The sequence below is a fragment of the Ottowia sp. genome (genome assembly GCF_035325765.1).
In the GTDB taxonomy this organism is placed as follows: Bacteria; Pseudomonadota; Gammaproteobacteria; order Burkholderiales; family Burkholderiaceae_C; genus Ottowia.
On record NZ_DAOKZG010000031.1, the window covers coordinates 1 to 25302 of the forward strand.

The following is a 25302-nucleotide window of genomic DNA, read 5'->3' on the forward strand; positions in this document are numbered from 1 at the left end:
CCGTGGATAACGCTCATCGTGGCTTCTTGGCGTCCATCAAAGGGGGACCGGTTCAAAGTTCACAAGCGGTCAACTGCCGGATTCGGATTCAAGCTCCGCAGCGGCCGACTGCAGCGCCTGCGCCAGCTGCATGCGCAGGCGCAGCGGGCGCACCGGCTTGCGCAGCACCGGATAGGGCGGCCCCGCGTCCCGGATCACCTGGCTGTCCTCGCCGGTCAGCAGCAGCGCCAGGCGCAGCTGCGGCAGATGCCGGCGCGCATGGTCGAGCACGGCGACGCCGTCGATCGGGCCGGGCAGCCGCCAGTCGCTGAGCACGGCGTCAACTCCGGGGTCGGCGATGCGGGCCAGCGCCTCGTCGCCGGTCGCGGCCTGCACCACCACCAGGCCCCAGCCTTCCAGCATGCGCACCAGCGCCTCGCGCACCAGCACGTTGTCCTCCACCACCAGCACCCGGCCGTGCAGGCGCGTCGGATCCTCGGGCGCCGGGGGCTCGGCCGCGGGCAGCTCGGGCGCCGCCAGCGGCAGCTCGAGCGCGAACACGCTGCCGCGCCCGACCTTCGAAGTCAAGGTCAACGGATGCTCCAGCAGGCGGGCGATGCGCCGCACCGTGGGCAGGCCCAGGCCGTAGCCGGCGGCGGGATCGCGGTCCGGGTTGTCCAGTTGCACGAATTCCTCGTAGATGCGCTCCTGCGCCTGCGCCGCGATGCCGATCCCGGTATCGATGACGCACAGCCGCACCCGGTCACCGTGCCGGCGCGCGCCCAGCAGGACCCCGCCTCGCCGGGTATAACGGATCGCATCCACCAGCAGGTTGGACAGCGCGCGCTCCAGCAGCAGTGGATCGCTGCGGACCCAGGCCGACGTCGCATGCACACGCAGCTGCAGGTGCTTCTGCCGCGCCTGGGCCTCGTACTGGGCCGCCATGCGCTCGAGCAGCGGCTGCAGGGCGAACGCACGCGGCACCGGCACGAGCTGGCCCTCATCCAGGCGCGACAGCTCCAGCAGGTCTTCCAGCAGCCAGTCCATCGAGCCGACGCACTGGCGCAGCCGCTCCAGCGTACTGGCGTCAATCGGCGCCCCCGGCTTGAGCACGCTCAGGTAGAGCCCCATGGCCTGCAGCGGCTGGCGCAAGTCATGGCTGGCGGCGGCAAAGAACCGACCCTTCGCCGAGCTGGCCGCGGTGAGCTGTGCGTGGCGCTCGGACAGCGCGCGCATCAGGTTCTCGTTGTCCAGGCGCATCAGGGTTTCGCTGTGCAGCGTGCGGGCAAAGCGCAGGCCGGCCAGGCCCACCACGAGCCAGAAGATGGCGGCGAACAGCGCCTGCACCAGCGACCCGGTGCCGCCATGCCAGGCCAGCTGCACGGCCATGCCGAGCATGATGGGCGTGATCGCCGACCACATCACCGGCGGCCAGCAGGCGTACTGGGCCGCTGCGCCGGCAGACAGGATGGTGACCAGCGCCAGCACGCTGGACACCAGTGTCTGGTCGCCGCTTTCGATCACGAAGTGGCACCACAGCGCGATCACCAGCCCGGCCGCGAACGAACGCCAGGCCAGCCGGCGGCCCCAGCGCCGCGGAGCATCGTCCACACGGGTGCGCTCGCGTGCTATCTGCTGCAGCTGCCAGACACGGGCAACGCTGAGCAGCCACAGCATGAGCGCCGGGATCCCTGCCCTGGCCATGCCGATGCGCGGCGCTGTAAGCCACAGCGCCAGCGCCGGCCCGATGAAGGCCGACGACCACTGGACCTGCAGCATGCCGCGCCCGAGCAGGCTCAGCATGCGCTGCTCCAGCTGCAGTCGCCGCGTCGGATCGGGCCCGGCCGCCGCCGACATGGCGGTCGCGGTGAACATCAGCCGGCTGTCGAGCCGTTTCAGCCAGTGCGGGCGCATGAGGCGATGGCAAGCACGAACACAACCCCTCGTGCCGGCCTACAGCACGTCCTCGTCCAGGGCCAGGGCCGCGCGCGCGATCGCGACCGCGTGCAGCCGGTTGCTGGCGCCGATCCGGGCAAAGATGGCCTCAAGGTGGTTCTTCACCGTGGCCGGCGAGATCCCGATGGCGCGCGCGATCTCCTTGTTGCTGCTGCCCAGGGCCAGCTGCTGCAGCACCTCGATCTGGCGTGGCGTCAGGTTCAGCGGACTCTCCGATTCTTCGTGTGGCAGCGGCGCGCTTTCGGAATTCGCGAACACGGGCTGGCCCGCAGCCAGCTGCTTCAGCAACTCGATCAGCGCCTCGATCTCCAGCGTCTTGGGCAGATAGGCCGCGAGCCCGGCGCGGCGCGCACGTTCCGGCAGCGCCGGATCCTCCATGCCGGACATCAGACCCACGCCCAGGTCCGGCCAGGCCCGCATGATCCGGCGCGCGCACTGCAGCCCGTCCGTGCCCGGCAGGCGATAGTCCAGCAGCACGAGGTCGAAGTCGTCCGCGGCGGCGCCCAGCGCTCGCAGGGCATCGTCCAGCGAAGCGGCGGTCTGCACCCGCAGCCCCGGCGCCCGGTGACGCAGGGCCGCAGCCAGTCCATCACGAAACAGCGGATGGTCGTCCACCAGCAACACGGAAAACCCGTCCAGCGGATTCAAGCATCCCTCCTCTTCCACAACACGCCGCGAACCGGAACGCCCATGACGTTGCCCCTGACTTGCGCGCCCGAAAAATAGCGCAGGACCCACGCGTCCCTCATGGGCCATTCGGCCTATGGTGCCGGCATCGCCGAACGTGCATGATACGTCCCACAATAAAAATTACATTTGCGTGAATCCTCGGGTCGGGCCTGCAAGCCATCCGGGAGCCGCGCAGGACATCCGCTCAGGGACTTTTTCATGAAGGACGGTGCGCGGTCGGCACGATGACAAGCTGTCACCGTCTGTTGCCCGGCCCCACCCGGGTCAAGGCGATGGCACGCCGGACCGAGGCCCATGCAGGCCAGCACGAAGGGCGGATTCCCCAGGCGTCAGACGACGGCGTGCAGTGGAGCCCGATCGGTGCTCGTTTCGCAGGCCAGGCGCGCTGGCCAGACTGGGGACCCAGGACGATCGATGCCGTGAGACTGCGGGCAGGGCACCGCCATCGACCTCATGCCGCGCACCCTGCCCCTTGCCCTGCTGCGCCTGCCGGACTGCCTGGTCATCGCCGTCGGCCACATGCGGGTCTCCGGCGCCGGCATTCCGGGCACCGCCGGCTTGGACCTGTCCCGGGCCATCATGCAGGGGGCCCGTGCCTGGCTGCTCCACATGGCGTAGGCCGCGCACATCGTCTTGCTGGCCGGGCCGGTCGAGGGCAAACCCATCCCCGCGGGCCGGTCCCAACCCGGTCACGGTCTGTCACGGGCGCGAAGGGGTGCGGCAGCGTTTCGGCAGGCCCAGCCCAAATCCGGCAGCTGAATGCACCCGTCGGTGCTGCCCACGGCGTGCCAGGCAAGGGTGCGTGCTGCGGCTCCAAAGGCGCCTGCGCGCCTCTGGGCAGCGCGACCGGAAGCACGGGCCTGAGACGCAGCCCGCCTCGACGCCGGGTGGCGGCGATCAACAATCTCCCGCGTACGAGCTCATTCCGGTGTTCGACGGCATGGGCGCCAGGGGCAGCGCAGACCGGACATACTCCGCCCATGCCCATGCATCCTGACACCGGCACGCCGCCCATCACCGCCCTGCTGCTGGCCGGCGGCCGCGGCAGCCGCATGGGCGGCATCGACAAGGGGCTGCAGGCCTTCCGGGGCCTGCCGCTGGCCGCGCACGCCTTGCAGCGCCTGCGCAACCAGACCCTGCCACCCGCGGCAATCATCATCAGCGCCAACCGAAACCAGGCTGCGTATGCCGCCCTGGGCGTGCCGGTGCATCCTGATCCCTGGCCCGACTTCCAGGGGCCGCTGGCCGGATTCCTGGCCGGGCTGGCGCACTGCGCTACCCCATTGCTGCTGACGGCGGCCTGTGACGTGCCGCGCTTCCCGCTCACCCTGGCCGCGCGACTGCTGGAGGCGCTGCAGGCCGAGGACGCAGAGATCGCCATGGCGGCATCCCCCGACCGGGACGCTCGGGGCGCCCCGTTGCTGCGGCGCCAGCCGGCCTTCTGCCTGCTGAGCACGGGACTGCGTGCCAGTCTGGAACGCTTCGTCGCAGGCGGCGGGCGCCGCGTCGACGCCTGGACCGAAGGGCACCGGCGCGTGCTCGTGCCGTTCGATCGCGCCGGCGATGATCCGAACGCCTTTGCCAACGCCAATACACTCGAGGAACTGCGTACCCTGGAACAAACCCCCTGACCGAAGGAGCCCCGACATGCCAGCCTCCGACCTCGCCATCCGCCTGCTGACCGACTCCGACCTGCCGGCCTACAAGGCCCTGCGCGACGTCGGCCTGATGCACGACCCCGAATCCTTCACCACCGACTTCAACGCCGGCTCGGCGCTGCCCGCCGCCAGTTACGCCACCAAGCTCGGCCAGCCGCCGGCCGACCACTTCATCCTGGGCGCCTTCGACGGCGCCGGCAACATGCTGGGGGCCGTCGTGTGCGAACGCGAATCGGCGCTCAAGCGCCGCCACGAGGCCGCCCTGGTGGGCATGATCATCGCACCCGGCTCGCGCAGCAAGGGCATCGGCAAGGCGCTGCTGGGGGAATTCGACCGCCTGGTACGGCAGTTGCCGGGACTGGAACAGGTGGTGCTGCAAGTCACCGCCAGCAATGCGCACGCGGTGCGCCTGTACGAGCACGCGGGCTTCGAACGCTACGGCCTGCACCCGCGCGCGATCCAGGTCGACGGCGTCTACCATGACACGGCGCTCATGGTGCGCAAGCTCTAGGATGAAACACTTCCTATGTCGCTGCGCTCCATCCCCCTGCAAGGGGGACGCACCCATTGCCCAGGGGGACCCCGGCCACGGGTGCCCCCGCCTGGCCTGCTCCGCGACCCTCGGAGCCGTGGCGTTTCATGCGACGCGCGGGTGGCGCGAAGCGCGGTGGAGCAACCGAAGTGGACACCCCCCTATGTCGCTGCGCTCCTTCCCCCAAGGGGGACGCACGAGGCCCCGGTTTGCTGGGCCGGCAGCCAGGGAGACCCCGGCCACGGGTCTCCCGCTTGACCGGCTCCGCACGCATTGGAGCTGAGTCGTTTCATGCATCGCTGTTGACGCACTGCCCCACGGCGCACTGACGCCGGGCCCGGCGCGAGCCGGCCGTCAGGGCAGGCGCATCAGGATCGGCACGCCGGCCTTGCGCAGGCAGCCGGCGGTGACGCTGCCCAGGAAGGCCGCCTCCAGCGGTGCCTGGCGGCGCGTGAGCATGGCCAGGATGGTGTCGCGCTGGCCGCCGACGTAGCTGGAGATGGCCTCGGCCGGCTTGCCGTGCAGCACGTCCCAATTGACGCGCACGCCGTATTCCTTGCCGTACTGGGTCGCCTTGGAGCGCACGTAACCCGACTCCAGCGCCACCTGCTCGCCGCTGCCGGCGGCCAGACCGGGGATCGCGCCCACGTCGGCGTCGATCACGCGCACCACCTCCAGCTCGGCCCCGAGCCAACGCGCAAAGCGCGCCGCGTCCGCCCCCATGGCCTCCGAGAATTCGCTGCCATCGAGCGGAAGCACCACCCGGCGCACCTTGACCGGAGCGGTCGGGCTGCGGTCGGTGCCGGTCGGGTGGTAGACCAGCACCGGCCCGGAAGCGCCGCGCACCAGCTGCTGCGCCACGCTGCCCAGCAGCGCCTCCAGCACGCCGGAACGCCCGCGCGAGGTGATCGCCACCAGGGTCGCGGGCGTGTTGCCAGCCTCTGCCAGCACCATCTCGGCCACGCCGGCCTGGGCGGGCACGCAGACGGCCTGGGCGCCGTACGTGGCAGCCAGCTTCTCGACGTAGCGCCGGTCTTCGCCTTCGCTGCCGGCGTCGATGGCGACGCGCATCAAGGCCAGCGTCGCACCTTGCGCGCCCGCCAGCGCAGCGGCATAGGGAATCACTTCCTCGGAAAAGCGCGAACCATCGAGCGGGACCAGGATTCGGTCGTACATAACCACACCTCCAGAACGGAATAGGCAACCCGCCCGAGTTTAGGGCAGAGTCTGGCGAGCGGAAATGCGCTGGATCAAGCAGCCACCGGTGCCGCCCGTCCGGCAGGACGTTGCAGGGATCTGCCACCAGGGCACGGCCATGACGCGGACCAGGGCAGATACCTGCAACCACGGGCGAGAGGCTCTCCGCGGGCGGGCCGTCACGATCGAAAAGACGCTCGCCCTTTCAGGTCGACAGCGCTTGCGGCCGCCCAGCCAGCGCCAGCAGTTGTTCGCGCGTCGGCAAGGCTCCAAACCAGCCCAGGTGCATGACACGCGCGATGCCCGCCGCCACGTCCTGCAGGCGCACCGCCACCGCGGGTGCCATCAGGGCACCGGTGTCGGCCTGCCACAACTGCAGCCAGCGTCCCAGGTGCGCCGGCGTGATGCCTGCGAGCGCCATGTGCTTGTGGTGCACGTCGCCACGAAAGCCGCGTTCGATCTTCAGCGCCGTGCACCAGAAATCCGCCATCCGTGCCAAGTGAGCGTCCCAGCGCCCGTGCAGCAACGGCTCGAACACCGGGCCGAGCAAGGCATCGGCACGCACGTCGGCGTAGAAGCGCGCAACCAGCCGCTCGATCGCCGCGCGGTCGGGTTTTTGCACGTCGTCAGCCATGGCTCTCATGAGCCTCTAACATAACGCATGCAGCGCCGTGCGCCGCGGGTCAGCTGCTTGTCCGCACGTCGCGGATGGGCAAGGCCGGCGGTGCCGCGCGATCGCGCCGCTGCATGTCGACCGCCCTGCATCCCTGCCCGCACCATGACCTACACCGCAAGCTTCGTCCCCGAAACCCTGACCCGCGCCGAAGTCGACGCCAGCGTCGGGCCCCTGGTGCTGGAGTTCGGTACCAACTGGTGCGGCTGGTGCCGCGGCGCGCAACCGCTGATCGCGGCGGCCTTCGACCAGACCGGTGCCGGCGTGCGCCACGTCAAGGTCGAGGACGGGCCGGGCCGGCCGCTCGGCCGCAGCTTCAAGGTCAAGCTCTGGCCGACCCTGGTGTTCCTGCAGGAGGGCCAGGAAGTGGCGCGCCTGGTGCGACCCGGCGATGCCGAGTCGATCGTGCAGGCGCTGCAGCAACTGACGAGCCCCTGAACAGCCGGCGGCGCGGCTGTCGCCACCCCGCCGCGGTTGCGGCCCATGCGCACGCGCGTTCGCACCACGAGCGATCGATGACTTCGCGGCGCTTCAACCTGAATCCAGCAGTTGACCGCCTGCAGCCGCCTCGAGGCCCGCGAGCGCAGGACGCCGACCCCTTCAATCGGGCTCACTCGCGGAGTCAGCGCAGAATGCGCCCGGCAGCATCAGCCGCGCTGCGTCATGCGGTGTTGCCTGGGGCGCGACATCGCCAGCCGCCTCGCGCCCCGTCGGACACACCGAGGACGGCACCTGCGGCCGCATCCGGCTGCCGCATTCCGGTTCCATGGCTCATCGGTCACTGGAAGAGCCTGTCGAGCGCCTTGAACGGCAGCAACGCCGAGGCGTGCCGGTTCGGGATGTCGCTGGCTGGTGCGAAGACATCCAGCTCGGGCCAGTCACAGTGGCCCGCCCCAGTGCGCAGCAGCGCCTCGAACTGGCCGCGCACGCGCTGCAACTCGGCGCGTGTCAGGCCCGGCGCGTGCTGCGCCAGGATGGCGGTCGTCGCCTGGCCGAGCGAGCAGGCGCGCACCTGGTAGCCCAGTTCGCGTACCCGACCCTGCTCGATGATCGCGTCCAGCGTCAGCCGGCTGCCGCACTCGGGGCTGGACACCTCGACCGAGCGCGCCGGCGGCACCGGCAGGCGGTGGTCCTGCCGCACCCGCGGGGTCAGGTGCTTCAGCGCCGCATAAAGCGCATCCACTGGATCCAGAACCTGCCCGGTAGTCATGGCCACGACCCCACAAGCCCACCATGATAGGCAGTTCGAAGCCGCAGCGTGCGCGCCTGGGTGCGGCGCGGACCCGGCGGCACCGGCGGTGCGATCTACGGCACGCTGGGCTGCAGTCCAACCACCACGGTGCGCGCCCGCACGCGCGAGAACACGCCGGCCGGCACGTCCACCGGGATCGACTTGACCTGCTTCAGGCTGTGCGAGTCGAAGATCGCCAGCTGGCCGCCCGGGGCGCCCTGGCTGCGATCGCCGCGGTAGCGCGCGCTGACGTAGAAGAAGTCGCCACGCGCCGTGTATTCCGGGAAGTGCGAGTGCCCCAGGGTACCGGCGACCTCGATCGTGCGCACCACCTCGAGCGTGTCCTTGTCGATGAACTGCAGCTTGTTGGCGTCCGGGCCGGTGCCCACGATGTCGACGATGACATAGGGCGCGTTCGGGTGCGCGGCCGGCGACTCGGTCGGACCGATCACCGGGATGCGCTTGACGACCTCGAAGTCCGTCATGTCGAATACCGTCACTTCGTAGGACTTGCAGTCCTCCTCGCCGATGTTGGTGCCGATGCCGACCAGGCGGCCTTGCGAGCGCACCACCGCGCCCGAGCCCAGGTGCGGCTTGCAGCCGGACGGGATCTTGCGCACGATGCGCCGCTCCTTCAGGTCGATCACGGTGTTCAAGTGGTCCTCGTAGGACGACACCACGAGATGGCGGCCATCGGGCGAGAGGAAGGCGTCGTGCAGGTGGCGGCCGACGTCCGGGATCTGCGTGATCGGCATGCCGCGCCGATCCAGGTCGACGATCCACACCTGCCCGGCCTGCTCCAGCGCCACGGCGAAGATGTTCGCCAGTGGCGTGCCGGTGATCATGCCGGCGTCGTCGCCCTTGACCTGCTTGCCGTCCGGGTCCCGGCCCGACAGCTCGATCAGGTGCAGCGGCTCCAGCGTGTCGGCGTCCATGATGACCATGGTGCCCGGCACGTAGGAGCCGGCCGCCAGGAAGCGGCCATCGCGCGACAGCGCCAGCGAGGTGCCGTTGAGCCCGGCGCGCACCTTGCGCACGGTGCGCATCGAATAGAGGTCGATCTTGTGCACCCAGCCCATGTCGTCGCGCACGTAGGCCCAGCGCTCCTCGGTCGGGTGGAAGTCCATCAGGTGCGGCGCGAAGCCGGTCGCGACCTCACCGACCTTGCGATGGCTCACGCCATCGTAGAACAGCACCTTGGCCTCCTTGCCGGCCGCGCGCTGGCCGCGCGACATCACGGCCATCAGGTCGTCGACGTGGCCGATGCGGTAGCTCGGTCGGGCCGGCAGCTTGGAGACATCGGGCACCAGCACCTGCAGCGACTCGCGCACGTCCTCGAGGCCCCAGGTCGGCTGGCTGCGCGGCTGGGTGGCGATGAGTTCGACCAGCAGGTCGCGATCGCGCTCGGACAGGCTGGTGGTCCAGCTCGGATGCTGCGGCATCAGCGTCGGTGGGACGCCGCTCAGGATCTTGCCGGCGATGTCGCCGCGGCTCAGCGTCGTCTCGTCGCGATTGAGCGCCGGGCCGATGTAGCCGCCGCGGTCCGCGCCATGGCAGACCGCGCAGTGCTGGGCAAACAGTCGCTCGGCACGCGCCAGGTCGAGCGCCTGGCTCATCAGTGGCGCCGCCATCAGCACCACGAGCGCCATCATGTCACGCAGTCCCATGGTCCGTACCTCCACCAGCGGCAAGGGCGTGCCCCGTCATCGTCATGCTTCCCGGGCGGCGCGAACACCCCGAATGCTCCCTGCAAAAATTATGCGACAAGGCTGCCCGTCAACGGTCAATAGTCGAGTGCGTTCGTGCGGTACTTCAATCATCCCATGGGACAGCCAGTGATCGTGCCGCAGTGTCTGGCGCAGCGCTGCCATCGCCTTGCCCTGGTGAAAACCCCCTATGGCGATGCGGGCCCTCGAACCGCACGATCGCCGAGTTCAGGGAGCTGTCCACACTCAGCAGGAGACGGTATCCATGACACCGCCACGCTTGATCGTGCTTGTCGCGACCACCGCCCTGCTGGTCGCCTGCGGCGGCTCCAACGACCACCCCGAGCGCGGTGCCCTGCTCGATCCACCCGCACCGGTCGGACTCCCGATCCCGGCCGCCCAGATCGACGCGCTCACGGCCGAACACGGCCTGCAACAGCTGACCGGACCCGCCTTGTGCGACGTCAAGGTGATCGAACTGAACTACGCGACACTCGGCGCGCGCACCGAGCGCACCAATGCCTCGGGCGTGCTGCTGGTGCCCACCGGCGGCGCTCCGGGCAGCGGCTGCGCCACCCGAGCCGCGCCACTGGTGGCCTATGCGCGCGGCACCGACGTCAACAAGTCGCGTGCGCTGGCTGACCCCCGGGATCCGGAAACCGGGCTGCTGGCGGCCTTCTTCGCCGCCCAGGGCTACGCCGTCGTGGCGACCGACTATCTGGGCTACGCCCGCTCCAGCTATTGGTTTCATCCCTATCTGCACGCCGACTCGGAAGCCACCAGCGTGCTCGACTCGGTGCGCGCGGCGCGCCGCGCAGCGGCCGACGTCGGCCTCAGGCTGTCGGGCCAGGTACTGTTGACCGGCTACTCGCAGGGCGGGCATTCGTCCATGGCGGCGCAGCGCGCGGCCGAATCCGGCTACGGCACTGAGTTCGACATCGTGGCGGGAGCTCACCTGGCCGGTCCCTACAACATGGCCGGCGCGATGAAGTCCCCGGTCGCCGTCGCCGGCTATCAGTTCTTTGTGCCCATGATCATCACGGGCTGGCAGAAGGTGTACGGTGACATCTATGCCCGCGCCGACGAAGTGTTCAAGCTGCCCTTTGCCGACTGGATCGACAACCTGCTGCCGGCACCGGATGCCAGCTACACCTCGCTCGTCACGAGCGGCAAGCTGCCCGGCGGGACGCCAGGCCAGGCGCGCGACGCGCTGATGCAACCGGATTTCCTGGAGATCCTGCAGCACAGCGACACCGCGCCGATCGCCGTCGCGGCGCAGAAGAACACGCTGTTCAACTGGAAACCCAAGGCGCCGGTGCTGCTGTGCGGCGGGGCGGCCGATCCGACCGTGCCGCTGCTGATCCACCAGAATCCCATGGTGGCCAATTTCGCGGCCAACGGCGTGACCGCCGAGTCCGCCGACGTCGACCCGTTCATCCAGCTCAATTTTGGTCCGGGCGGGGTGGCTCCCACCGACCCGAACTCAGACGAATACGCCACCTATTACGGCAACTACCACGGCACCTACGAGCCGCCCTTCTGCATGAAGGCGGCACGCGACCTGTTCGAGAAGGCGCTCGGCGCGGGCTGAAGCACCCGGCCCGACGCGCGCGCTCACGAATGCGCGTGTGCCGGCGGCAGGACCGGATCGGTGATCGCGCCGGGCGTTCCCTTACGCGCCAGCAGCGAGTACACGGTGGGCACCACGAACACCGTCAGCAGCGTGCCCAGGCTCATGCCGCCGACGATGACCCAGCCGATCTGCTGGCGGCTCTCCGATCCCGCGCCGCTGGCCAGCGCCAGCGGCAGCGCGCCCAGCACCATGGCGCCAGTGGTCATCAGGATCGGGCGCAGGCGCTGCGCGCTGGCGTGCACCAGCGCCTCGCGCATGGGTTCGCCGCGCTGGCGCAGCTGGTTGGTGAACTCGACGATCAGGATGCCATGCTTGGTCACCAGGCCGACCAGGGTGATCAGGCCGATCTGCGAATACACGTTGAGCGAGCCGCCCGTGAGCCTGAGCGCCAGCAGTGCGCCGATCATCGACAGCGGCACCGAGAACATGATGATGAGCGGGTCGACGAAGCTCTCGAACTGCGCCGCGAGCACCAGGAAGATGAACAGCAGGGCCAGCACGAACACGATCACCAGCGCCCCCTGCGAGTTGCGGAATTCGCGCGAGATCCCGTTCAGGTCGGTGGTGTAGCCGGCCCCCAGCACGCGGCCCGAGGCCTGGTCGAGAAAGGCCAGCGCCTCGCCGAGCGAGTATTCACCCGCCAGGTTGGCGGTCAGCGTGGCTGAGCGGCGCTGGCCGAAGTGGTTGAGCTCGCGCGGCGCCACGCTCTCGTGCACCCGCACCAGGCTGGACAGCGGGATCATGGTTTCCACACCGCCCTTGCTGGCGCGCAGCTGGATGCGGTCGATATCGGCCGGCGTGCCGCGCCCGCTGGCGGTGGTCTGCAGGATCACGTCGTACTGCTCGGCGTCACGCTTGTAGCGCGTCACCTGGCGTCCGCCCAGCATGGTCTCGATGGCACGCGCCACCGCCTCCACGCTGACGCCGAGGTCGGCGGCGCGCTCACGATCGACCTCGATGCGCAGTTCGGGCTTGGACAGGCGCAGGTCGACGTCGGGCGCGACGAAGCCGGGGTTCCTCCCCACCTCCTCCAGCAGCGCCGCCATCGCCTGGTTCAGGTGGTCGTAGCTGTCCGAGGTCTGCACCACGAAGTTGACCGGACGCTCGCGAAAGCCCTGGCCCAGCGAGGGCGGCGTGATCGGAAAGGCGTTGACGCCGGCGAGCTGGTTGAACCGGGGCTGCAGCTCGCGCGCGATCTGCAGCGTAGAGCGCTGGCGCTCGCTCCAGTCGACCGCGCGGTAGACCACGCTGCCCTGCGACACCGAGGGGTTGCCGACGCTGGCGAAGATGCGGTCGAACTCGGGGTACTGCTGGCCGATGGCCTCGATCTGGCGCGCATAGCGGTCGGTGTAGTCGAGCGTCGAGCCATCCGGCGCGTTGATGTTGGCCAGGATCACGCCCCGGTCTTCCAGCGGCGACAGCTCCTGGCGCATGTTGGGATAGAGCCAGGCGATGCCCACGGCGCAGGCCACCATGCCCAGCAGCACCAGCCAGCGCCAGCCATCCAGCACGCGCGCCAGCAGGCGACCGTAGCCACGCGCCAGCGCGGTGAGCGCGCGCTCCATGCTGCGGTCGAACAGGCTTGGGCTGGGGTTGTGGCGCAGCAGCTTGGAGCACAGCATCGGCGTCAGCGTGAGCGCCACGAAGCCCGACACCACCACGGCGCCGGCCAGCGCCAGCGCAAACTCGACGAACAGCCGGCCAGTGCGCCCCGGGGTGAAGGCCAGCGGCGCGTAGACCGCCGCCAGCGTCAGCGTCATGGCGATGATGGCGAAGCTGATTTCGCGCGCGCCATGGATGGCGGCGGCAAACGGCGCCATGCCCTCCTCGATGTGGCGGTAGATGTTCTCCAGCATGACGATGGCGTCGTCGACCACCAGGCCGATCGCCAGCACCAGGGCCAGCAGGGTCAGCGTGTTGATCGAGAAGCCCGCCAGCGACATCAGGCCGAAGGAGCCGACCAGCGCCACCGGGATGGTGACGATCGGGATGACCGAGGCGCGCAGCGTGCGCAGGAACACGAAGATCACCAGCGCCACCAGCACGATCGCCTCGCCGATCGTCGTGTAGACGCTTTTCACCGCGCGGTCGATGAACACCGAATTGTCGTTGGCGATGTCGATGCGCACGTCGCCGGGCAGGTCCTCGGCCAGGCGCGGCAGCATTTCGCGCACGCCCTTGGCCAGCTCCAGCGGGTTGGCCGTGGCCTGGCGGATCACCCCGGCCGAGATCGAAGGCTGGCCATTCAGGCGCACCGCGCTGCGCTCGTCGGCCGGTCCTTCCTCGATGCGCGCCACGTCCGCCAGGCGCACCGGGAAGCCCTTCACGGTGCGCACCACCACCGCGGCGAACTGCTCCGGCGTCACCAGGTCGGTCTGCGAGGTGACGGAGAACTCGCGTTGCCGCGACTCGATGCGCCCGGCCGGCAGTTCCAGGTTGTTGCGCCGCACGGCGTCCTCCACGTCCTGCGTGGTCAGGCCGTAGGCGGCCATGCGCTCGGCGTCGAGCCAGACGCGCATGGCGTACTTGCGCTCGCCGAAGATGCGCACGTCGGCCACGCCGCTGACGGTCTGCAGGCGCGCCTTGGCGATGCGGTTGACCAGGTCGTTGATCTCCAGGCGCGAACGCGTGTCGCTGGAGAACGAGAGCCAGATCACCGGGAAGGCGTCCGCCTCGACCTTGGCAATGACCGGCTCGTCGATCTGCTGCGGCAGCTTGTTGCGCACGCGCGAGACGCGGTCGCGCACCTCGGCCGCCGCCGTGTCGGCGTCCTTCTCGAGCCGGAAGCGCACGCTGATCTGCGCCTGCTCGGGGCGGCTGATGGAGGTCAGCACGTCGACCGCGTCGATGCCGGCGATCGAGTCCTCCAGCGGCTTGGTCACCTGCGACTCGATCACCTCGGCCGAGGCGCCGGCATAGCGCACGCTCACCGTGACCACCGGCTCGTCGATCTTCGGGTATTCGCGCACCGACAGGCGCGTGTAGCTGACCGCGCCGATGAGCACGATCAGCAACGACAGCACGGTGGCCAGCACCGGGCGGCGGATCGAGATCTCGGACAGCTGCATGGCGTCTCTCGTCGCGGGTTCCGTTCAGCGCAACACGATGGCCCGCGCGCCCGGGCCCGGCGTCTTGCGCAACACGATCCCGCCCCTCACGTCCGGCCCGGCGCCGCGCAGGGGTTGGCCCCGGCCGGCACGCGGTGCCACTGCCGGGTCGATACGGCCGTTGCGTCGCGCGCCGCGGGCACCTCGGCAGGCGTGCGCGCGTCGGGCGCGACGTCCGTGGCGATCGCCGGCGTGGTGCTCAGGCGCACGCGCGCAGTCGGCGTCGTCAGGCGCTGCTGACCGGCGCTGACGACGCGATCGGTGGCGGCGACGCCGCGCACCACCTCGACCCAGCCGGCCAGGCGCGCGCCCAGGCTGACGTCGATGCGCGTCACCTCGGCTTCGTCCCCCGGCGCCGGCGTTCCCTGCAGCCGATAGACATGGAGGTTGCCCCCTTGCGACAGCACTGCTTCCTCGGGCACCATCACGGCGTCGGCACGCTCGCCGAAGCTCGCCTCGACGCGCGCGAACATGCCAGGACGCAGTAACCCCTCGCGGTTGTCCAGGCAGGCGCGCACCGCGATGCTGCGGCCCTGCGCGTCGATCAGCGGGTCGATGGCGTCGATCACGGCCTCGAACACATGCCCCGGCAATGCGTCCAGCGTGACGTGGCTGATCTGGCCGCGCTGCACCCGGCCCTGATAGCGCTCGGGCAGGCGGAAGTCCAGCAGCATGGCATCCAGGTCTTCCAGATGCACGATCTCGGCACCCGCCTGCAGCACGTCGCCCACATGCACGTTGCGGATGCCCGCCACGCCGGCGAACGGCGCCAGGATCTTCAGGCGCGCGGCGCTGGCCTGGGCCAGCTCCAGCTTGGCGCGCGCCACCGCCAGCGCCGCCTGGCTTTCGTCCACGGCGCGCGCGCTGATGAACCCCTGGCCCGCCAGCTCGACATTGCGCCGGTGGTTGGATTCGGCAATGCCGAGCTCGGCCCGGTTCTGCTGCACCTGCGCCAGCGCCAGCCGGTCGTCGAGCTGCACCAGCAGCTGGCCGCGACGCACGCGCTGGCCATCCCGGAAGTTGAGCTGGGTGATGCGTCCGGCCACCTCCGGCCGGAGCACCACGCCCTGGCGCGACTGGAGGCTGCCGACGGCGCTGGCGGCGTCGGTCAGTGTCATCGCCCGTGCCGGGGCGACCTCCACCACCGGAACGGCCACGCCACCGACGCCCGCAGCCGGCGCCGCCACCTTGCGGCCCGGTGCGGGTGCGCCGCTGCGCTGCCACCACCAGGCCGCCATGGCCAGCAGCACCAGCGCCGCGAGGGCGACGACGGAAACCAGCGGTCGCCTACCCATGCTCAAGGGGCAGCGGGGGGCTGAAAACGGGTGGCAGGAGGCAAGGCACGGGACTTGTAAGCTGACGTGAGCAAACCCTGTAATTTAGCCCCTCGCGCGGCGATTGCGCGTCCAGGCCCGCGCGAATCGGCCAACTTCACTCCAGCTTTACAAAATAATGCAGGGCATTCCGTGAGCCTGGATGGATCCGGCTGGCCGAAAGCGCTGGCACGATCGGCCCGGTCTCAGGGCTGAGTGTCGCGGCTCCAGCGGCTCCAGCGGCCCCTGCATGCCACTGGGCCACACGGGAAGAGCAGCCTCTGGCCGAGTTGCGCTCCGCGAGTCCAGGCCCAGCCCCGGCGCGGGACTGGACTGGCGAGCGTTTGCAACGCCGCAGACCGCACCGGGCAGGGAGGCGCGGCGCGCGGGACCGGTTCAGCGTTGCCCGAAGCGGGCCTCGCCCGCGCTGCCTCAGCGTGGCACGCCCTGGTTGGCCAGCGCATCGGCGCGCTCGTTGCCGGGATGGCCGGTGTGGCCACGCACCCAGTGCCAGCGGATGCGGTGGCCGGACTGGTGCACCAGTTCATCCAGCCGTTGCCAGAGATCAACGTTCTTCACCGGCTGGCCGCCCGCGGTGCGCCAGCCGCGCGCCTTCCAGTTCGCGATCCAGGCGGTGATGCCCTGGCGCACGTACTGGCTGTCGAGGTAGAGATCCACCTCGCAGGGCCGCTTGAGCGCGGCCAATGCCTCGATCACCGCGGTCAGCTCCATGCGGTTGTTGGTGGTCAGCCGTTCGCCGCCGCACAACTCCTTTTCGTGGCCGGGCGAACGCAGCAGCGCGCCCCAGCCGCCCGGGCCCGGATTGCCCTTGCAGGCGCCGTCGGTGTAGATCTCAACGTGGTTCAAGATGGCGTTCCGTCGATGTCGGCGTCGGCACGGCGCGGCTGGCCAGCGAGGCCGGCACGCTCACGGTGGCGGCCGGTTTCTTCCAGCTGGCGCCGATCAGCCGCATGCCGCGCGCGCGCTTGACCGCCACCAGGCAGTAGGTGGCGCCCAGGATCGGCCACCAGCGCCGGCCCAGCCGTTCCATCCAGCCAAAGCGCGCCAGCGCGCGCGCGCCGCGCACCGCCGGCTGGTAGCAGCCGTAGCTGCTCGACTCGAGCTCGAACTCCAGCAGCCGCAGCCAGTCGCGCAGGCGCCAGGGCGTGATGAACTCGCCGACGTCGGGCAGGTAGAGCCGCGTGCCGCCCAGGCGCCGCAGCCAGTGCGCACGGCGCTGGCGTCCACCCCACAGGCTGACCGGGTTGAAGCCGGTGATCGCCACCCGGCCCTCGTGCACCAGCACCCGCTGCACCTCGCGCAGGCAGGCATGCGGGTCGGCACTGAACTCCAGCGTGTGCGCCAGCACGACCAGATCCAGGCTGGCCTCGGGGAACGGCAGGGCCGTGCTCTCGGTCACCAGCGCGGTACGGGGCACGTCGAGGTCCGGCACTGGTGGCCCCAGGCGCGCCAGCCAGCGGTGCGGCATGCGGTTGGCCGCCAGCGCATCCAGTTCGGCCAGGCCGAGCTGCAGGGCATGGTAGCCGAACACATCCGCCAGCGCCGCATCGAGCTGCTGGCGCTCCCACGCCAGCGCCACCTGGCCGGGTGGCGTCTGGAACCAGTCGTGCAAACCGCTCATCGCTCGGAACGCTGTGAATAGAATTCAGGGGTGATGGAACTGATTGCCCTGCCCGCCTTCAACGACAACTACCTGTGGCTGTTGCACGACGGGCACGACGCCCTGGTGGTCGACCCGGGCGACGCGGCACCGGTTCAATCGGCGCTCGACCGCCTGGGCGTGAAGCTGCGCGGCATTCTAGTCACGCACCACCATGGCGACCACACGGGCGGCGTGGAACGCCTGCGTGCCACCACCGGCGCGCGCGTCCATGGACCGGCGCGCGAACGCATCCCGGGGCCCTTCGAGGCGCTCCGGGACGGTGACTCGGTCACCGTGCTGGGCATCGACTGGCAGGTGCTCGACGTGCCCGGCCACACCGCCGGCCACATCGCCTACTACGCGCCCGACGTCGATGGCGCGCCGCTGCTGTTCTGCGGCGACACGCTGTTCTCCGGCGGTTGCGGCCGCATCTTCGAGGGCACGCCGGCGCAGATGCTGGCCTCGCTCGACCGGCTGGCTGCCCTGCCGCCAGCGACCCGCGTCTGCTGCGCGCACGAGTACACGCTGTCCAACCTGCGCTTTGCCGCCGCCGTGGAACCGGACAACGCCGCCCTCGCCGACCACACGCGCCGCTGCGAAGCCCTGCGTGCACAGGGCCGGCCGACGCTGCCCAGCACGATCGCCGTCGAGCGCGCCATCAATCCGTTCCTGCGCAGCCGCGAGCCCGCCGTGGTGCGCGCCGTGCAGGCGCAGGCGCCGCAGGCGCGGGACGAGGTGGCGGTGTTTGCCGCGCTGCGCGAATGGAAGAACCACTTCTGACATGAAATTCCTGCATGTGCTGGCGCTTGGCGCCTGTGTCTGGCTGGTCGGGTGCGCGGCGCCGGGCTCCGTTTCCACCGATGCCACGGGCACGCCCACGGCCAGCAGCACCGGCCAGCCCGGGGTGATGCCGCCGGTCGAGGTGACCGAGCTGCATGCCCCCGAGGTGGCGGCCCTCAGCGCCCCGAACGACCTGTGGGAGCGCATCCGGCGCGGCTTTGCCATGCCCGACCTGGACACCGAACTGGTGCGCAAGCAGGAGCAGTGGTATGTCAGCCGGCCCGACTACATCGGGCGCATGGTGGAGCGCTCGCGCCTGTACCTGTTCCACGTGGTCGAGGAGCTCGAGCTGCGCGGCATGCCGACCGAACTGGCCCTGCTTCCCTACATCGAATCGGCGTTCAACCCGCAGGCCATCTCCAGCGCCAAGGCCGCCGGGCTGTGGCAATTCATGCCGGCCACCGGCAACGACTTCGAGCTGCGCCAGAACATGCTGCGCGACGACCGGCGCGACGTGCTGGCCTCCACGCGCGCGGCGCTGGACTACCTGCAGATGCTGCACGACATGTTCGGCGACTGGCATCTCGCGCTGGCGGCCTACAACTGGGGCCAGGGCAACGTCGGCCGCGCCATCGAGCGCAACAGGACCGCCGGCCTGCCGACCGGTTACGTCGATCTCACCATGCCCGCCGAGACCGCCAACTACGTGCCCAAGCTGCAGGCGGTGAAGAACATCATCGCGCGCCCCGACGCCCTGGGCGCGGTCTTGCCGGTGATCGGCAACCACCCGTTCTTCGACACCGTCGACATCACGCGCGACATCGACGTCGAAGTGGCGGCGCGCCTGGCCGAGGTGCGGCTGGAGGACTTCCGCGCGCTCAATCCTTCGCAGCGCAAACCCATCATCTTCGCCGCCGGCACGCCCCAGGTGTTGCTCCCCTGGGACAACGCCGCCGTGTTCAAGAAGAACCTGGCGGCGACCGATCCGGCGACCATCGCCTCCTGGACCGCCTGGGTCGCGCCAGCCACCCTGCCGACGCGCGAAGCCGCGCAGCGCGTCGGCATGGACGAGGCCGCGCTGCGCGAACTCAACGCCATCCCGCGCGGCATGCTGATCCGCAAGGGATCGACGCTGCTGGTGGCGCGCAACGGCCATACGCCCGCGGCGGTGGCAAGCCAGGTCGTTGACAACGCCCAGCTCTCGGTTGCGCCCGAGGTGGTGCTGCGCCGCACCACGGTGCGCGCCCAGAAGGGCGATACCATCGCCCGGCTGGCGGCACGCTACGACCTGCCGGCGGCGACCGTCGCCGGCTGGAACAAGGCGAGCGCCAACACGCCGCTGCGCGCCGGCCGCGGCGTCGTCGTCTATCTGCCGGTACGCGCCAGCAGCACGGCGCGGGCTGTCCCACCCGCCCGCGCGAAGGCACGCCGCACCGGCCGCGCCAGCGCGCGTCGCGCTGCGCCGGCGCATGCGCGCAAGCGTTGAGCGCGGCGCAGGACGCAGGCCGCCTCAGCTCGCGTATTTCTGCCGCGCCCGCTGTACGAACTCGTTGGTGTAGGTGGCCGCCGGTGCCGGCGCCCGCACCGCCACCCCATCCGGGGCGAAGCGTGCGATCATCGCGTGCGCCGTGGTCACCGCCTGTTCGGGCAGCAGGCCGTCCGGGGAGAACGCCTCGCGCACCTTCTCCAGTGCGCTCAGGTAGGTGGCGCGGTCACCGGACATGTAGACCTCGGGCACGGTCCGCACGATGTCGCTCGGGCCTGCCGTCTGCAGCCACTTGAGCGCCCGTACCACCGCATTGGCCAGTGCCTGCACGGTACGCGGATAACGCACGATGAAGCCCTGCGGCGCGTACAGGCAGCCCCCCGGCATCGGCCCCTCGAAAAGCTCCTGCGTGCCGCGCAACGAGCGCGCATCGGCAATCACGCGCAGCTCGCCCCCCAGCTCCAGCAGGCTGACCACCGGATCGACGTTCACCAGGGCATCGATGCGACCCTCGCGCAGCGCGCTGGCTGCCGCTATCGAGGTGCCGACCCCCACCAACTCGACCGCGCTGGCGGCCAGCCGGCCGCGCGCCAGCACCAGGCGAGCAAACCACTCGGTCGCCGAATCGGCCGCGCTGATGCCGACACGCCGGCCCTTGAGCTGCCCCAGGTCCTGGAAATCCGGGAAGACCCGCTTGCCGATCCCGAACACGGACTGCGGGGCTCGCCCGAACTGCACGAAGGCGCGGCAGCCGCGGCCGCGCTGGCGCAACACGATGGTGTGTTCGTACGCGCCCGCCACCAGGTCGGCCTCGCCCGCCAGCATGGCGCGCTGGGCCAGGCCGCCCCCGGCGTGGTCCTGCAGTTCGAGCTCCAGCCCCTCCTCGGCAAAGTAGCCCAGCTGTTCGGCAATCGTGATCGGCAGGAAGTACAGCGTGGAGCGGCCGCCCAACGCCAGCGTCAGGCGCGGCTTCTCCAGCGCACCCTGGGCGCGCAGCGCCGCGCCCGGCAGGCAGCCGAACAGCGAGGCGGCCACCAGCAACCGGCGGCGCAGCGGCGCGGTGGGCGGAAGATGCAGCGGTGCAGTCACGCGAGTGACGGTAGCCCACGGCCGCCGCTGGCGCATCGGGACGTGCCCGCATCGGGTTTCCATGGATGGCGAATACTAATTATTTTCGCCTACAAGGAGAGGTGCGCGGCGTACCATGCGCGACCACCCGGAAAGGCCGCCCTCCAACCCGTTCATCGGGCTGGGGCCCGCGGATCGGGCCGGCGTTCAGTGCCGATCGACGAGCGCGTGCGCGATGGTGCCCAGATCCACGTATTCCAGCTCGCTGCCGGCGGGCACGCCGCGCGCCAGCCGGGTCACCGCCAGGCCGCGGCTTTTCAGTGCCTGCGCCAGCACGTGGGCGGTGGCTTCGCCCTCGGCGGTGAAGTTGGTCGCCAGGATCACCTCGCGCACCACGCCGTCGCCAGCGCGCGCCAGCAGTTCGTCGATGCCGATGTCGCCTGGCCCGATGCCATCCAGCGGACTGAGCCGCCCCATCAGCACGAAGTAGCGCCCGTTGAAGGCCGCCGTGCGCTCCAGCGCCGCCTGGTCGGCCGGCGTCTCCACCACGCACAGCTTGCTGGCGTCACGCCGCGGGTCGGCACAGATGCTGCAGATCTCGCCCTCGGTGAAGGTGTGGCAGAGCGTGCAATGGCGCACCTGCTGCACCGCGCCCTCCAGCGCCCGTGCCAGTTGCAGCGCGCCTGCGCGGTCGTGCTGCAGCAGGTGAAACGCCATGCGCTGCGCCGAGCGCACGCCCACGCCCGGAAGGCGGCGCAGCGCCTGGACCAGGGTATCGAGGCTGTGGGTGTCGCTCATGCCCGGGTGATGACGACTGACGAAGGGCCTCGCCGCTGCACGGCCTGGATGGCCAATGACACGGAGCTGATCGTCATGGCGGCGCAGCCGCCGTCATCGAGACGCGCGGCGGCGAGGCCATGGTGCGCCGTCATCCGTCATCCGTCATCCGTGGTCAGAACGGAAACTTCATGCCGCCCGGCAGCCCCGGCATGCCGGCCGGCATCAGCTTGCCCATCTTCTCGGCCGACACCTCCTCCGCCTTGCGCACGGCGGCATTGAAGGCCGCCGCCACCAGGTCCTCCAGCATGTCCTTGTCGTCCTCCAGCAGGCTGGGGTCGATGGTGACGCGCTTGACGTCGTGCTTGCAGGTCATCAGCACCTTGACCAGGCCAGCACCGGACTCGCCCTCGACCTCCAGGCTGGCCAGCTCGTCCTGCGCCTTCTTCAGGTTGTCCTGCATCGCCTGGGCCTGCTTCATCAGGCCGGCCAGTTGTCCTTTGTTGAACATCGATCCATTCCTTCCAAAAAATTCAAATCCAGGGGCCGCGGAGCGGGCCATGCCAAGGCCCGCGTGGCCAGGGTCTCCCGGGTCACCGGGAGCGTCCCCCTTCAGGGGGAGGGCACTGCAGGCGACCCAGGGGGTTACAAGGGTTTTATGCTGCCAGGCACGATTCTCGCCCCAAACTCGCGCATCATCCGCTGCACGAACGGGTCATCCAGCAGCAGCGCCTCGGCGGCCTTCTGGCGGCGCGTGGCGGCGATCGCGTTGCGCCGCGCCGGGCTGTCGCTGACCGGGCCGATTTCCACCCGCAAGGCGACGACGTGTCCGAGTTCGTGCAGCGCCGCCTGCAGCCGCGTGCAGGCGCCGGACTGGGCGAGCGACTCGTTCTCGACGCGCAGCAGCCATCGCCCCGGCTCGCGTGCCACCAGTTGCGCCTGCAAGGCCAGTTCGCGCGTAAGTGCCGTGATCGCCTCGCGCGCCACCAGTTCCTGTACCTGGGCGTGCCAGAAGTCGCCGCCAGCGGGCGACGCGCCCGCTGGCGCCAGCGCCGACGGCGGTGCCGGCGGCATGAGGCGCACGGGAACCGGCACCACCGGCACCGCCGCCGAGGCGGGCTGCGGCCCCGGCTCCGGCTCCGGCTCCGGCTCCGGCGCGGGTCCGAGCTCGGACTCGGGTTCAGGTGCGGGTGGCGCTGGCCCCGCGGGCGGGTCGGCGGCCGGGAGCGGGATTTCCGGCGCCGGCGGCGCCGGTTCAGCCGGTTTCAGGCTTTTTTTTTCAGCCACGGTCGCCGCCGGATCGGCCCCCGCGGCAGTCGGCTTGAACGGCAACAGGCGCAGCAGCACCATGGTCAGCCCGGCGTACTCGTCCGGCGCCAGTCCCAGTTCGGCGCGCCCATGGATGCACAGGCTGTAGAGCAACTGGGTCTCGTCAGCGGGCAGGCGCACGGCCAGTCGCGCGGTCTCCTGCGCGTCGGGATCGGTTTCGTCCGCGGCCATGTCGGGGACCGCCTGATGCACCGCCATGCGCTGCAGCACGCCCGCCATGTCCTCCAGCGTCGTCGCGGCCGACTGGCCATGCTCGCGCAGTTGCTCGCACAGCGCCACCACCGTGCGGCCATCGCCATCGGCCAACGCGCCGATCAGGTGGAAGACCACGCTGCGGTCGACGCTGCCGAGCATCTGGCGCACGGACGACTCCTGCAACGCACCCGAGCCGAAGGCGATCGCCTGGTCGGCCAGGCTCAGCGCGTCGCGCATCGACCCGCGCGCCGCACGCGCCAGCAGGCGCAGCGCCTGCGGCTCGCTCGCCACGCCCTCCCGCTCCAGCACGTGCGCCAGATGCCCGAGCACTGTCTCCGGGGCCATCGGGCGCAGGTTGAACTGCAGGCAGCGCGACAGCACCGTGACCGGCACCTTCTGCGGGTCGGTGGTGGCGAGCACGAACTTCAGGTACTCCGGTGGCTCCTCCAGCGTCTTCAGCATGGCGTTGAAGGCGGTGTTGGTGAGCATGTGCACTTCGTCGATCATGAAGACCTTGAAGCGCCCCTGCACCGGCTTGTAGACCGCCTGCTCGAGCAGGCCCTGCACCTCGTCGACGCCGCGGTTGCTGGCCGCGTCCAGCTCGGTGTAGTCGACGAAACGCCCGGCGTCGATCTCGGTGCAGGCCGGGCACACGCCGCAGGGCGTGGCCGTGATGCCGCCCTGCCCATCCGGGCCGGTGCAATTCAGGGACTTGGCCAGGATGCGGGAAACCGTGGTCTTGCCGACCCCGCGCGTGCCGGTGAACAGGTAGGCATGGTGCAGGCGCTGGCGCGTGAGCGCGTTGGCGAGCGCCTGGACCACGTGCTCCTGGCCCACCAGCTCGGAAAAATTGCGAGGCCGATACTTGCGCGCCAGCACCAGATAGGACATGCGGGCGATTCTACGGGGCGAACCGGCCCGGGCCGGATTAGAGGGATGACTCCAACATGACAGGTCTCGGGGCAACCCCTATCCCGTACGCGGCGGAACCGGGGTATGCTGCATTGCAGCAAAAATCAGGATTGCGGGAGCGGTGCGGATTCACTGCGCCGAGGTGCTTTCGCAACAAGGGTTTACGCTGGTAATGCCACCATGTTCAGTCACTTTGCCAGTCCCGATTTCGCCGCCAACGGCGCCTGGGCCCTGGAGCCGGACCCCCGGGTCGCCGTGCTGATCGAGGCCCTGCGCGACTGCGTGCACCCACGCAGCGAACGTTTGCGATCGCAGCTGCAAGGCCATGTGGCCCCGGAGCGGCTGGAACACCTGCGCGCCGAGGTATTCAACCTGCTGGCGATGAGCTTCGGCCCTGACGAAGCCGAGCGGCGCCTGCGCCCATTACAATAGACCCCGACGGGCCTTCCCGCATGGTGAAGGGGCCAACCGGGTCAGGTGGGGAACCAAGCAGCCCTCACCCTGGAGCCAGTGCCGGGGTCAAGGCTCGTCACCTTCGATATCGGACCATGCTGCGCGCAACTGCGGTTCGGTGGTCCACGGCATCGTGCGTCCGTTGTGGCGCCTGGAGCGGCCCTGCCCCGATGGCTGCCGTGCAGGCTGGCAGGGGCATCCGGGGCCGCAGCCCGTCTGGTGGCGGGGCGCGCCCGCCCCGGGAGGCTGGCGGCGCCACGGGGGTCTCACCCCAGATCCGGCAGTTGGCCGCTTGCAAACGCCCAAGGCTCCCCTTGAGCATTGAGCTTTGCGCCTTTGTCGATGCGCACCGGTTGGGTGCGGGCGCATCCGACTGCCTGATCCAGGTTCACTTCAGGATTTCTGGCGGCGCCCAGTCCGCCGGAGGCTGCACCGCATCGGGGTGGTCAAAGCCGTTGACGTCGCGCGCCGGGCGCGCCAGCATCAGGGTCAGGGCGCTGCTGAGCATGAGCATGGCCCAGAAGATGAAGAAGCTGATCGTGTAGATGGCCTCGCGCGGCCAATCGACCTGTTCACCGAACAGCGTCAGCATCTGCGGATCCAGCACCGCGAACACCATCATCTCGAGCACCCCCGCCACCAGGAAGGCGGGCCAGGCGACGGCCATCAGGCGTTCCCGCATCATTGGCTGCGCCCCGCCTCGTCGCCCCTCGCCGGCCTGCGTGCCAGGCCACCCGTGGCGGCGTGGTTGCGCGCCTGCAGGGCGGGGATTGCAGCCGTGTCGGCGCCCGCGACCGCTGCCCGGCGCGGCGCGTCCGAATAGACCGGGTCGGGCCGGCTCAGCGCCAGCCAGAAGGTAAACAGGCTGGCCACGACGACGATCGCCGGGCCGGCCACCACCAGCCACATGTGACCGAACTTCCACCAGGGTGCGCCCGCGGGCGTGGGACTCGATTGCATCGGT

24 protein-coding genes and 1 other RNA gene are annotated in these 25302 nt (G+C 70.2%); 9 read left to right on the forward strand and 16 right to left on the reverse strand.

The features are described from left to right. Positions 1-69: 69 nt before the first annotated feature. Both PKA16_RS10695 and PKA16_RS10700 read right to left on the reverse strand, forming a co-directional pair. On the reverse strand, positions 70-1893 hold the full coding sequence (locus PKA16_RS10695; RefSeq protein WP_324403107.1) for a hybrid sensor histidine kinase/response regulator: 1824 nt from the start codon (positions 1891-1893) through the stop codon (positions 70-72). A gap of 39 nt (positions 1894-1932) precedes the next feature. Beyond that, entirely contained in the window at positions 1933-2583 is a 651-nt protein-coding gene (locus tag PKA16_RS10700; protein ID WP_324403110.1) for a response regulator transcription factor, read from the reverse strand. Positions 2584-3078: 495 nt separating this feature from the next. Between PKA16_RS10700 and PKA16_RS10705 the strand changes: the two genes are divergently transcribed. The 3 genes from PKA16_RS10705 (at position 3079) to PKA16_RS10715 (ending at position 4794) form a co-directional block, all read left to right on the forward strand. Next, positions 3079-3243, forward strand: coding sequence for a hypothetical protein (locus tag PKA16_RS10705; RefSeq protein ID WP_324403112.1), 165 nt, complete (start codon positions 3079-3081; stop codon positions 3241-3243). A gap of 362 nt (positions 3244-3605) precedes the next feature. Further along, entirely contained in the window at positions 3606-4256 is a 651-nt protein-coding gene (gene mobA / locus PKA16_RS10710) for a molybdenum cofactor guanylyltransferase MobA (RefSeq protein WP_324403114.1), read from the forward strand. A gap of 16 nt (positions 4257-4272) precedes the next feature. Beyond that, the gene (locus tag PKA16_RS10715) at positions 4273-4794 is read left to right on the forward strand and encodes an N-acetyltransferase (protein WP_324403116.1); all 522 of its coding nucleotides are present in this window, start codon (positions 4273-4275) and stop codon (positions 4792-4794) included. Positions 4795-5169: 375 nt separating this feature from the next. Here PKA16_RS10715 and PKA16_RS10720 read toward each other — a convergent pair whose 3' ends face one another. Continuing rightward, positions 5170-5991 carry a universal stress protein gene (locus PKA16_RS10720; RefSeq protein WP_324403118.1) on the reverse strand — a complete coding sequence of 274 codons (822 nt, stop codon included), beginning with the start codon at positions 5989-5991 and terminating at the stop codon, positions 5170-5172. 226 nt (positions 5992-6217) lie between these two features. Beyond that, on the reverse strand, positions 6218-6646 hold the full coding sequence (locus tag PKA16_RS10725) for a group III truncated hemoglobin (RefSeq protein ID WP_324403120.1): 429 nt from the start codon (positions 6644-6646) through the stop codon (positions 6218-6220). A gap of 144 nt (positions 6647-6790) precedes the next feature. Here PKA16_RS10725 and PKA16_RS10730 point away from each other — a divergent pair, with 144 nt between their 5' ends. Next, on the forward strand, positions 6791-7123 hold the full coding sequence (locus tag PKA16_RS10730; protein ID WP_324403122.1) for a thioredoxin family protein: 333 nt from the start codon (positions 6791-6793) through the stop codon (positions 7121-7123). 340 nt (positions 7124-7463) lie between these two features. Here the strand turns inward: PKA16_RS10730 and PKA16_RS10735 are convergent, their stop codons facing one another. Further along, positions 7464-7895 (reverse strand): hypothetical protein, encoded by a 432-nt coding sequence (locus PKA16_RS10735; RefSeq protein ID WP_324403125.1) that lies wholly within the window; start codon positions 7893-7895, stop codon positions 7464-7466. 95 nt (positions 7896-7990) lie between these two features. Continuing rightward, positions 7991-9583 (reverse strand): cytochrome D1 domain-containing protein, encoded by a 1593-nt coding sequence (locus PKA16_RS10740; protein ID WP_324403126.1) that lies wholly within the window; start codon positions 9581-9583, stop codon positions 7991-7993. 304 nt (positions 9584-9887) lie between these two features. Here PKA16_RS10740 and PKA16_RS10745 point away from each other — a divergent pair, with 304 nt between their 5' ends. Then, positions 9888-11213 carry a lipase family protein gene (locus PKA16_RS10745; protein ID WP_324403128.1) on the forward strand — a complete coding sequence of 442 codons (1326 nt, stop codon included), beginning with the start codon at positions 9888-9890 and terminating at the stop codon, positions 11211-11213. 23 nt (positions 11214-11236) lie between these two features. Here PKA16_RS10745 and PKA16_RS10750 read toward each other — a convergent pair whose 3' ends face one another. The 4 genes from PKA16_RS10750 to PKA16_RS10765 form a co-directional block, all read right to left on the reverse strand. Further along, positions 11237-14323: an efflux RND transporter permease subunit gene (locus PKA16_RS10750; protein ID WP_324403130.1), complete on the reverse strand. Its 3087-nt coding sequence runs from the start codon at positions 14321-14323 to the stop codon at positions 11237-11239. An 86-nt stretch (positions 14324-14409) separates the two neighbouring features. Continuing rightward, positions 14410-15657, reverse strand: a complete 1248-nt coding sequence (locus PKA16_RS10755) for an efflux RND transporter periplasmic adaptor subunit (protein ID WP_324403132.1) — start codon at positions 15655-15657, stop codon at positions 14410-14412. Positions 15658-16107: 450 nt separating this feature from the next. Then, on the reverse strand, positions 16108-16542 hold the full coding sequence (gene rnhA, locus PKA16_RS10760; RefSeq protein WP_324403135.1) for a ribonuclease HI: 435 nt from the start codon (positions 16540-16542) through the stop codon (positions 16108-16110). Beyond that, complete coding sequence (locus PKA16_RS10765; RefSeq protein ID WP_324403137.1) at positions 16529-17317, reverse strand: methyltransferase domain-containing protein; 789 nt, start codon at positions 17315-17317, stop codon at positions 16529-16531. The genes rnhA and PKA16_RS10765 overlap by 14 nt, the downstream gene beginning before the upstream one ends. Before the next feature lie 33 nt (positions 17318-17350). Here PKA16_RS10765 and gloB point away from each other — a divergent pair, with 33 nt between their 5' ends. Further along, the gene (gene gloB / locus PKA16_RS10770) at positions 17351-18118 is read left to right on the forward strand and encodes a hydroxyacylglutathione hydrolase (protein ID WP_324403139.1); all 768 of its coding nucleotides are present in this window, start codon (positions 17351-17353) and stop codon (positions 18116-18118) included. A gap of 1 nt (position 18119) precedes the next feature. After that, a complete protein-coding gene (locus PKA16_RS10775; protein ID WP_324403141.1) occupies positions 18120-19604 on the forward strand; it encodes a transglycosylase SLT domain-containing protein in 1485 nt (494 codons plus the stop codon). Between the two features lie 24 nt (positions 19605-19628). Here PKA16_RS10775 and PKA16_RS10780 read toward each other — a convergent pair whose 3' ends face one another. From PKA16_RS10780 to dnaX, 4 genes are all read right to left on the reverse strand, one after another. Then, positions 19629-20693: an ABC transporter substrate-binding protein gene (locus PKA16_RS10780; protein ID WP_324403143.1), complete on the reverse strand. Its 1065-nt coding sequence runs from the start codon at positions 20691-20693 to the stop codon at positions 19629-19631. A gap of 186 nt (positions 20694-20879) precedes the next feature. Further along, positions 20880-21470 carry a recombination mediator RecR gene (recR, locus tag PKA16_RS10785; RefSeq protein ID WP_324403145.1) on the reverse strand — a complete coding sequence of 197 codons (591 nt, stop codon included), beginning with the start codon at positions 21468-21470 and terminating at the stop codon, positions 20880-20882. Positions 21471-21624: 154 nt separating this feature from the next. Further along, on the reverse strand, positions 21625-21960 hold the full coding sequence (locus tag PKA16_RS10790; protein ID WP_324403147.1) for a YbaB/EbfC family nucleoid-associated protein: 336 nt from the start codon (positions 21958-21960) through the stop codon (positions 21625-21627). 134 nt (positions 21961-22094) lie between these two features. Further along, positions 22095-23864 (reverse strand): DNA polymerase III subunit gamma/tau, encoded by a 1770-nt coding sequence (gene dnaX / locus PKA16_RS10795; RefSeq protein ID WP_324403149.1) that lies wholly within the window; start codon positions 23862-23864, stop codon positions 22095-22097. A gap of 201 nt (positions 23865-24065) precedes the next feature. Between dnaX and PKA16_RS10800 the strand changes: the two genes are divergently transcribed. Together PKA16_RS10800 and ffs are read left to right on the forward strand one after the other, a co-directional pair. Next, entirely contained in the window at positions 24066-24317 is a 252-nt protein-coding gene (locus PKA16_RS10800) for a hypothetical protein (protein ID WP_324403151.1), read from the forward strand. A gap of 5 nt (positions 24318-24322) precedes the next feature. After that, positions 24323-24419, forward strand: an RNA gene (gene ffs, locus PKA16_RS10805) — signal recognition particle sRNA small type. 307 nt (positions 24420-24726) lie between these two features. Here the strand turns inward: ffs and PKA16_RS10810 are convergent. Both PKA16_RS10810 and PKA16_RS10815 read right to left on the reverse strand, forming a co-directional pair. After that, the gene (locus PKA16_RS10810; protein WP_324403153.1) at positions 24727-25005 is read right to left on the reverse strand and encodes a hypothetical protein; all 279 of its coding nucleotides are present in this window, start codon (positions 25003-25005) and stop codon (positions 24727-24729) included. A 14-nt stretch (positions 25006-25019) separates the two neighbouring features. Continuing rightward, entirely contained in the window at positions 25020-25298 is a 279-nt protein-coding gene (locus PKA16_RS10815) for a nitrogen fixation protein FixH (protein WP_324403155.1), read from the reverse strand. Positions 25299-25302: the final 4 nt, after the last annotated feature.

What these genes read in the sequence shown, in the direction of transcription:
- PKA16_RS10790 (WP_324403147.1), bottom strand. Translation starts at nt 21,960, where the DNA reads ATGTTCAACAAAGGACAACTGGCCGGCCTGATGAAGCAGGCCCAGGCG.
- dnaX (WP_324403149.1), bottom strand. Translation starts at nt 23,864, where the DNA reads ATGTCCTATCTGGTGCTGGCGCGCAAGTATCGGCCTCGCAATTTTTCC.
- PKA16_RS10775 (WP_324403141.1), top strand. Translation starts at nt 18,120, where the DNA reads ATGAAATTCCTGCATGTGCTGGCGCTTGGCGCCTGTGTCTGGCTGGTC.
- PKA16_RS10730 (WP_324403122.1), top strand. Translation starts at nt 6,791, where the DNA reads ATGACCTACACCGCAAGCTTCGTCCCCGAAACCCTGACCCGCGCCGAA.
- gloB (WP_324403139.1), top strand. Translation starts at nt 17,351, where the DNA reads ATGGAACTGATTGCCCTGCCCGCCTTCAACGACAACTACCTGTGGCTG.
- PKA16_RS10765 (WP_324403137.1), bottom strand. Translation starts at nt 17,317, where the DNA reads ATGAGCGGTTTGCACGACTGGTTCCAGACGCCACCCGGCCAGGTGGCG.
- PKA16_RS10720 (WP_324403118.1), bottom strand. Translation starts at nt 5,991, where the DNA reads ATGTACGACCGAATCCTGGTCCCGCTCGATGGTTCGCGCTTTTCCGAG.
- PKA16_RS10695 (WP_324403107.1), bottom strand. Translation starts at nt 1,893, where the DNA reads ATGCGCCCGCACTGGCTGAAACGGCTCGACAGCCGGCTGATGTTCACC.
- PKA16_RS10810 (WP_324403153.1), bottom strand. Translation starts at nt 25,005, where the DNA reads ATGGCCGTCGCCTGGCCCGCCTTCCTGGTGGCGGGGGTGCTCGAGATG.
- PKA16_RS10740 (WP_324403126.1), bottom strand. Translation starts at nt 9,583, where the DNA reads ATGGGACTGCGTGACATGATGGCGCTCGTGGTGCTGATGGCGGCGCCA.
- PKA16_RS10800 (WP_324403151.1), top strand. Translation starts at nt 24,066, where the DNA reads ATGTTCAGTCACTTTGCCAGTCCCGATTTCGCCGCCAACGGCGCCTGG.
- mobA (WP_324403114.1), top strand. Translation starts at nt 3,606, where the DNA reads ATGCCCATGCATCCTGACACCGGCACGCCGCCCATCACCGCCCTGCTG.
- PKA16_RS10755 (WP_324403132.1), bottom strand. Translation starts at nt 15,657, where the DNA reads ATGGGTAGGCGACCGCTGGTTTCCGTCGTCGCCCTCGCGGCGCTGGTG.
- PKA16_RS10715 (WP_324403116.1), top strand. Translation starts at nt 4,273, where the DNA reads ATGCCAGCCTCCGACCTCGCCATCCGCCTGCTGACCGACTCCGACCTG.
- PKA16_RS10815 (WP_324403155.1), bottom strand. Translation starts at nt 25,298, where the DNA reads ATGCAATCGAGTCCCACGCCCGCGGGCGCACCCTGGTGGAAGTTCGGT.
- PKA16_RS10745 (WP_324403128.1), top strand. Translation starts at nt 9,888, where the DNA reads ATGACACCGCCACGCTTGATCGTGCTTGTCGCGACCACCGCCCTGCTG.
- PKA16_RS10750 (WP_324403130.1), bottom strand. Translation starts at nt 14,323, where the DNA reads ATGCAGCTGTCCGAGATCTCGATCCGCCGCCCGGTGCTGGCCACCGTG.
- PKA16_RS10735 (WP_324403125.1), bottom strand. Translation starts at nt 7,895, where the DNA reads ATGACTACCGGGCAGGTTCTGGATCCAGTGGATGCGCTTTATGCGGCG.
- PKA16_RS10725 (WP_324403120.1), bottom strand. Translation starts at nt 6,646, where the DNA reads ATGGCTGACGACGTGCAAAAACCCGACCGCGCGGCGATCGAGCGGCTG.
- PKA16_RS10705 (WP_324403112.1), top strand. Translation starts at nt 3,079, where the DNA reads ATGCCGCGCACCCTGCCCCTTGCCCTGCTGCGCCTGCCGGACTGCCTG.
- recR (WP_324403145.1), bottom strand. Translation starts at nt 21,470, where the DNA reads ATGAGCGACACCCACAGCCTCGATACCCTGGTCCAGGCGCTGCGCCGC.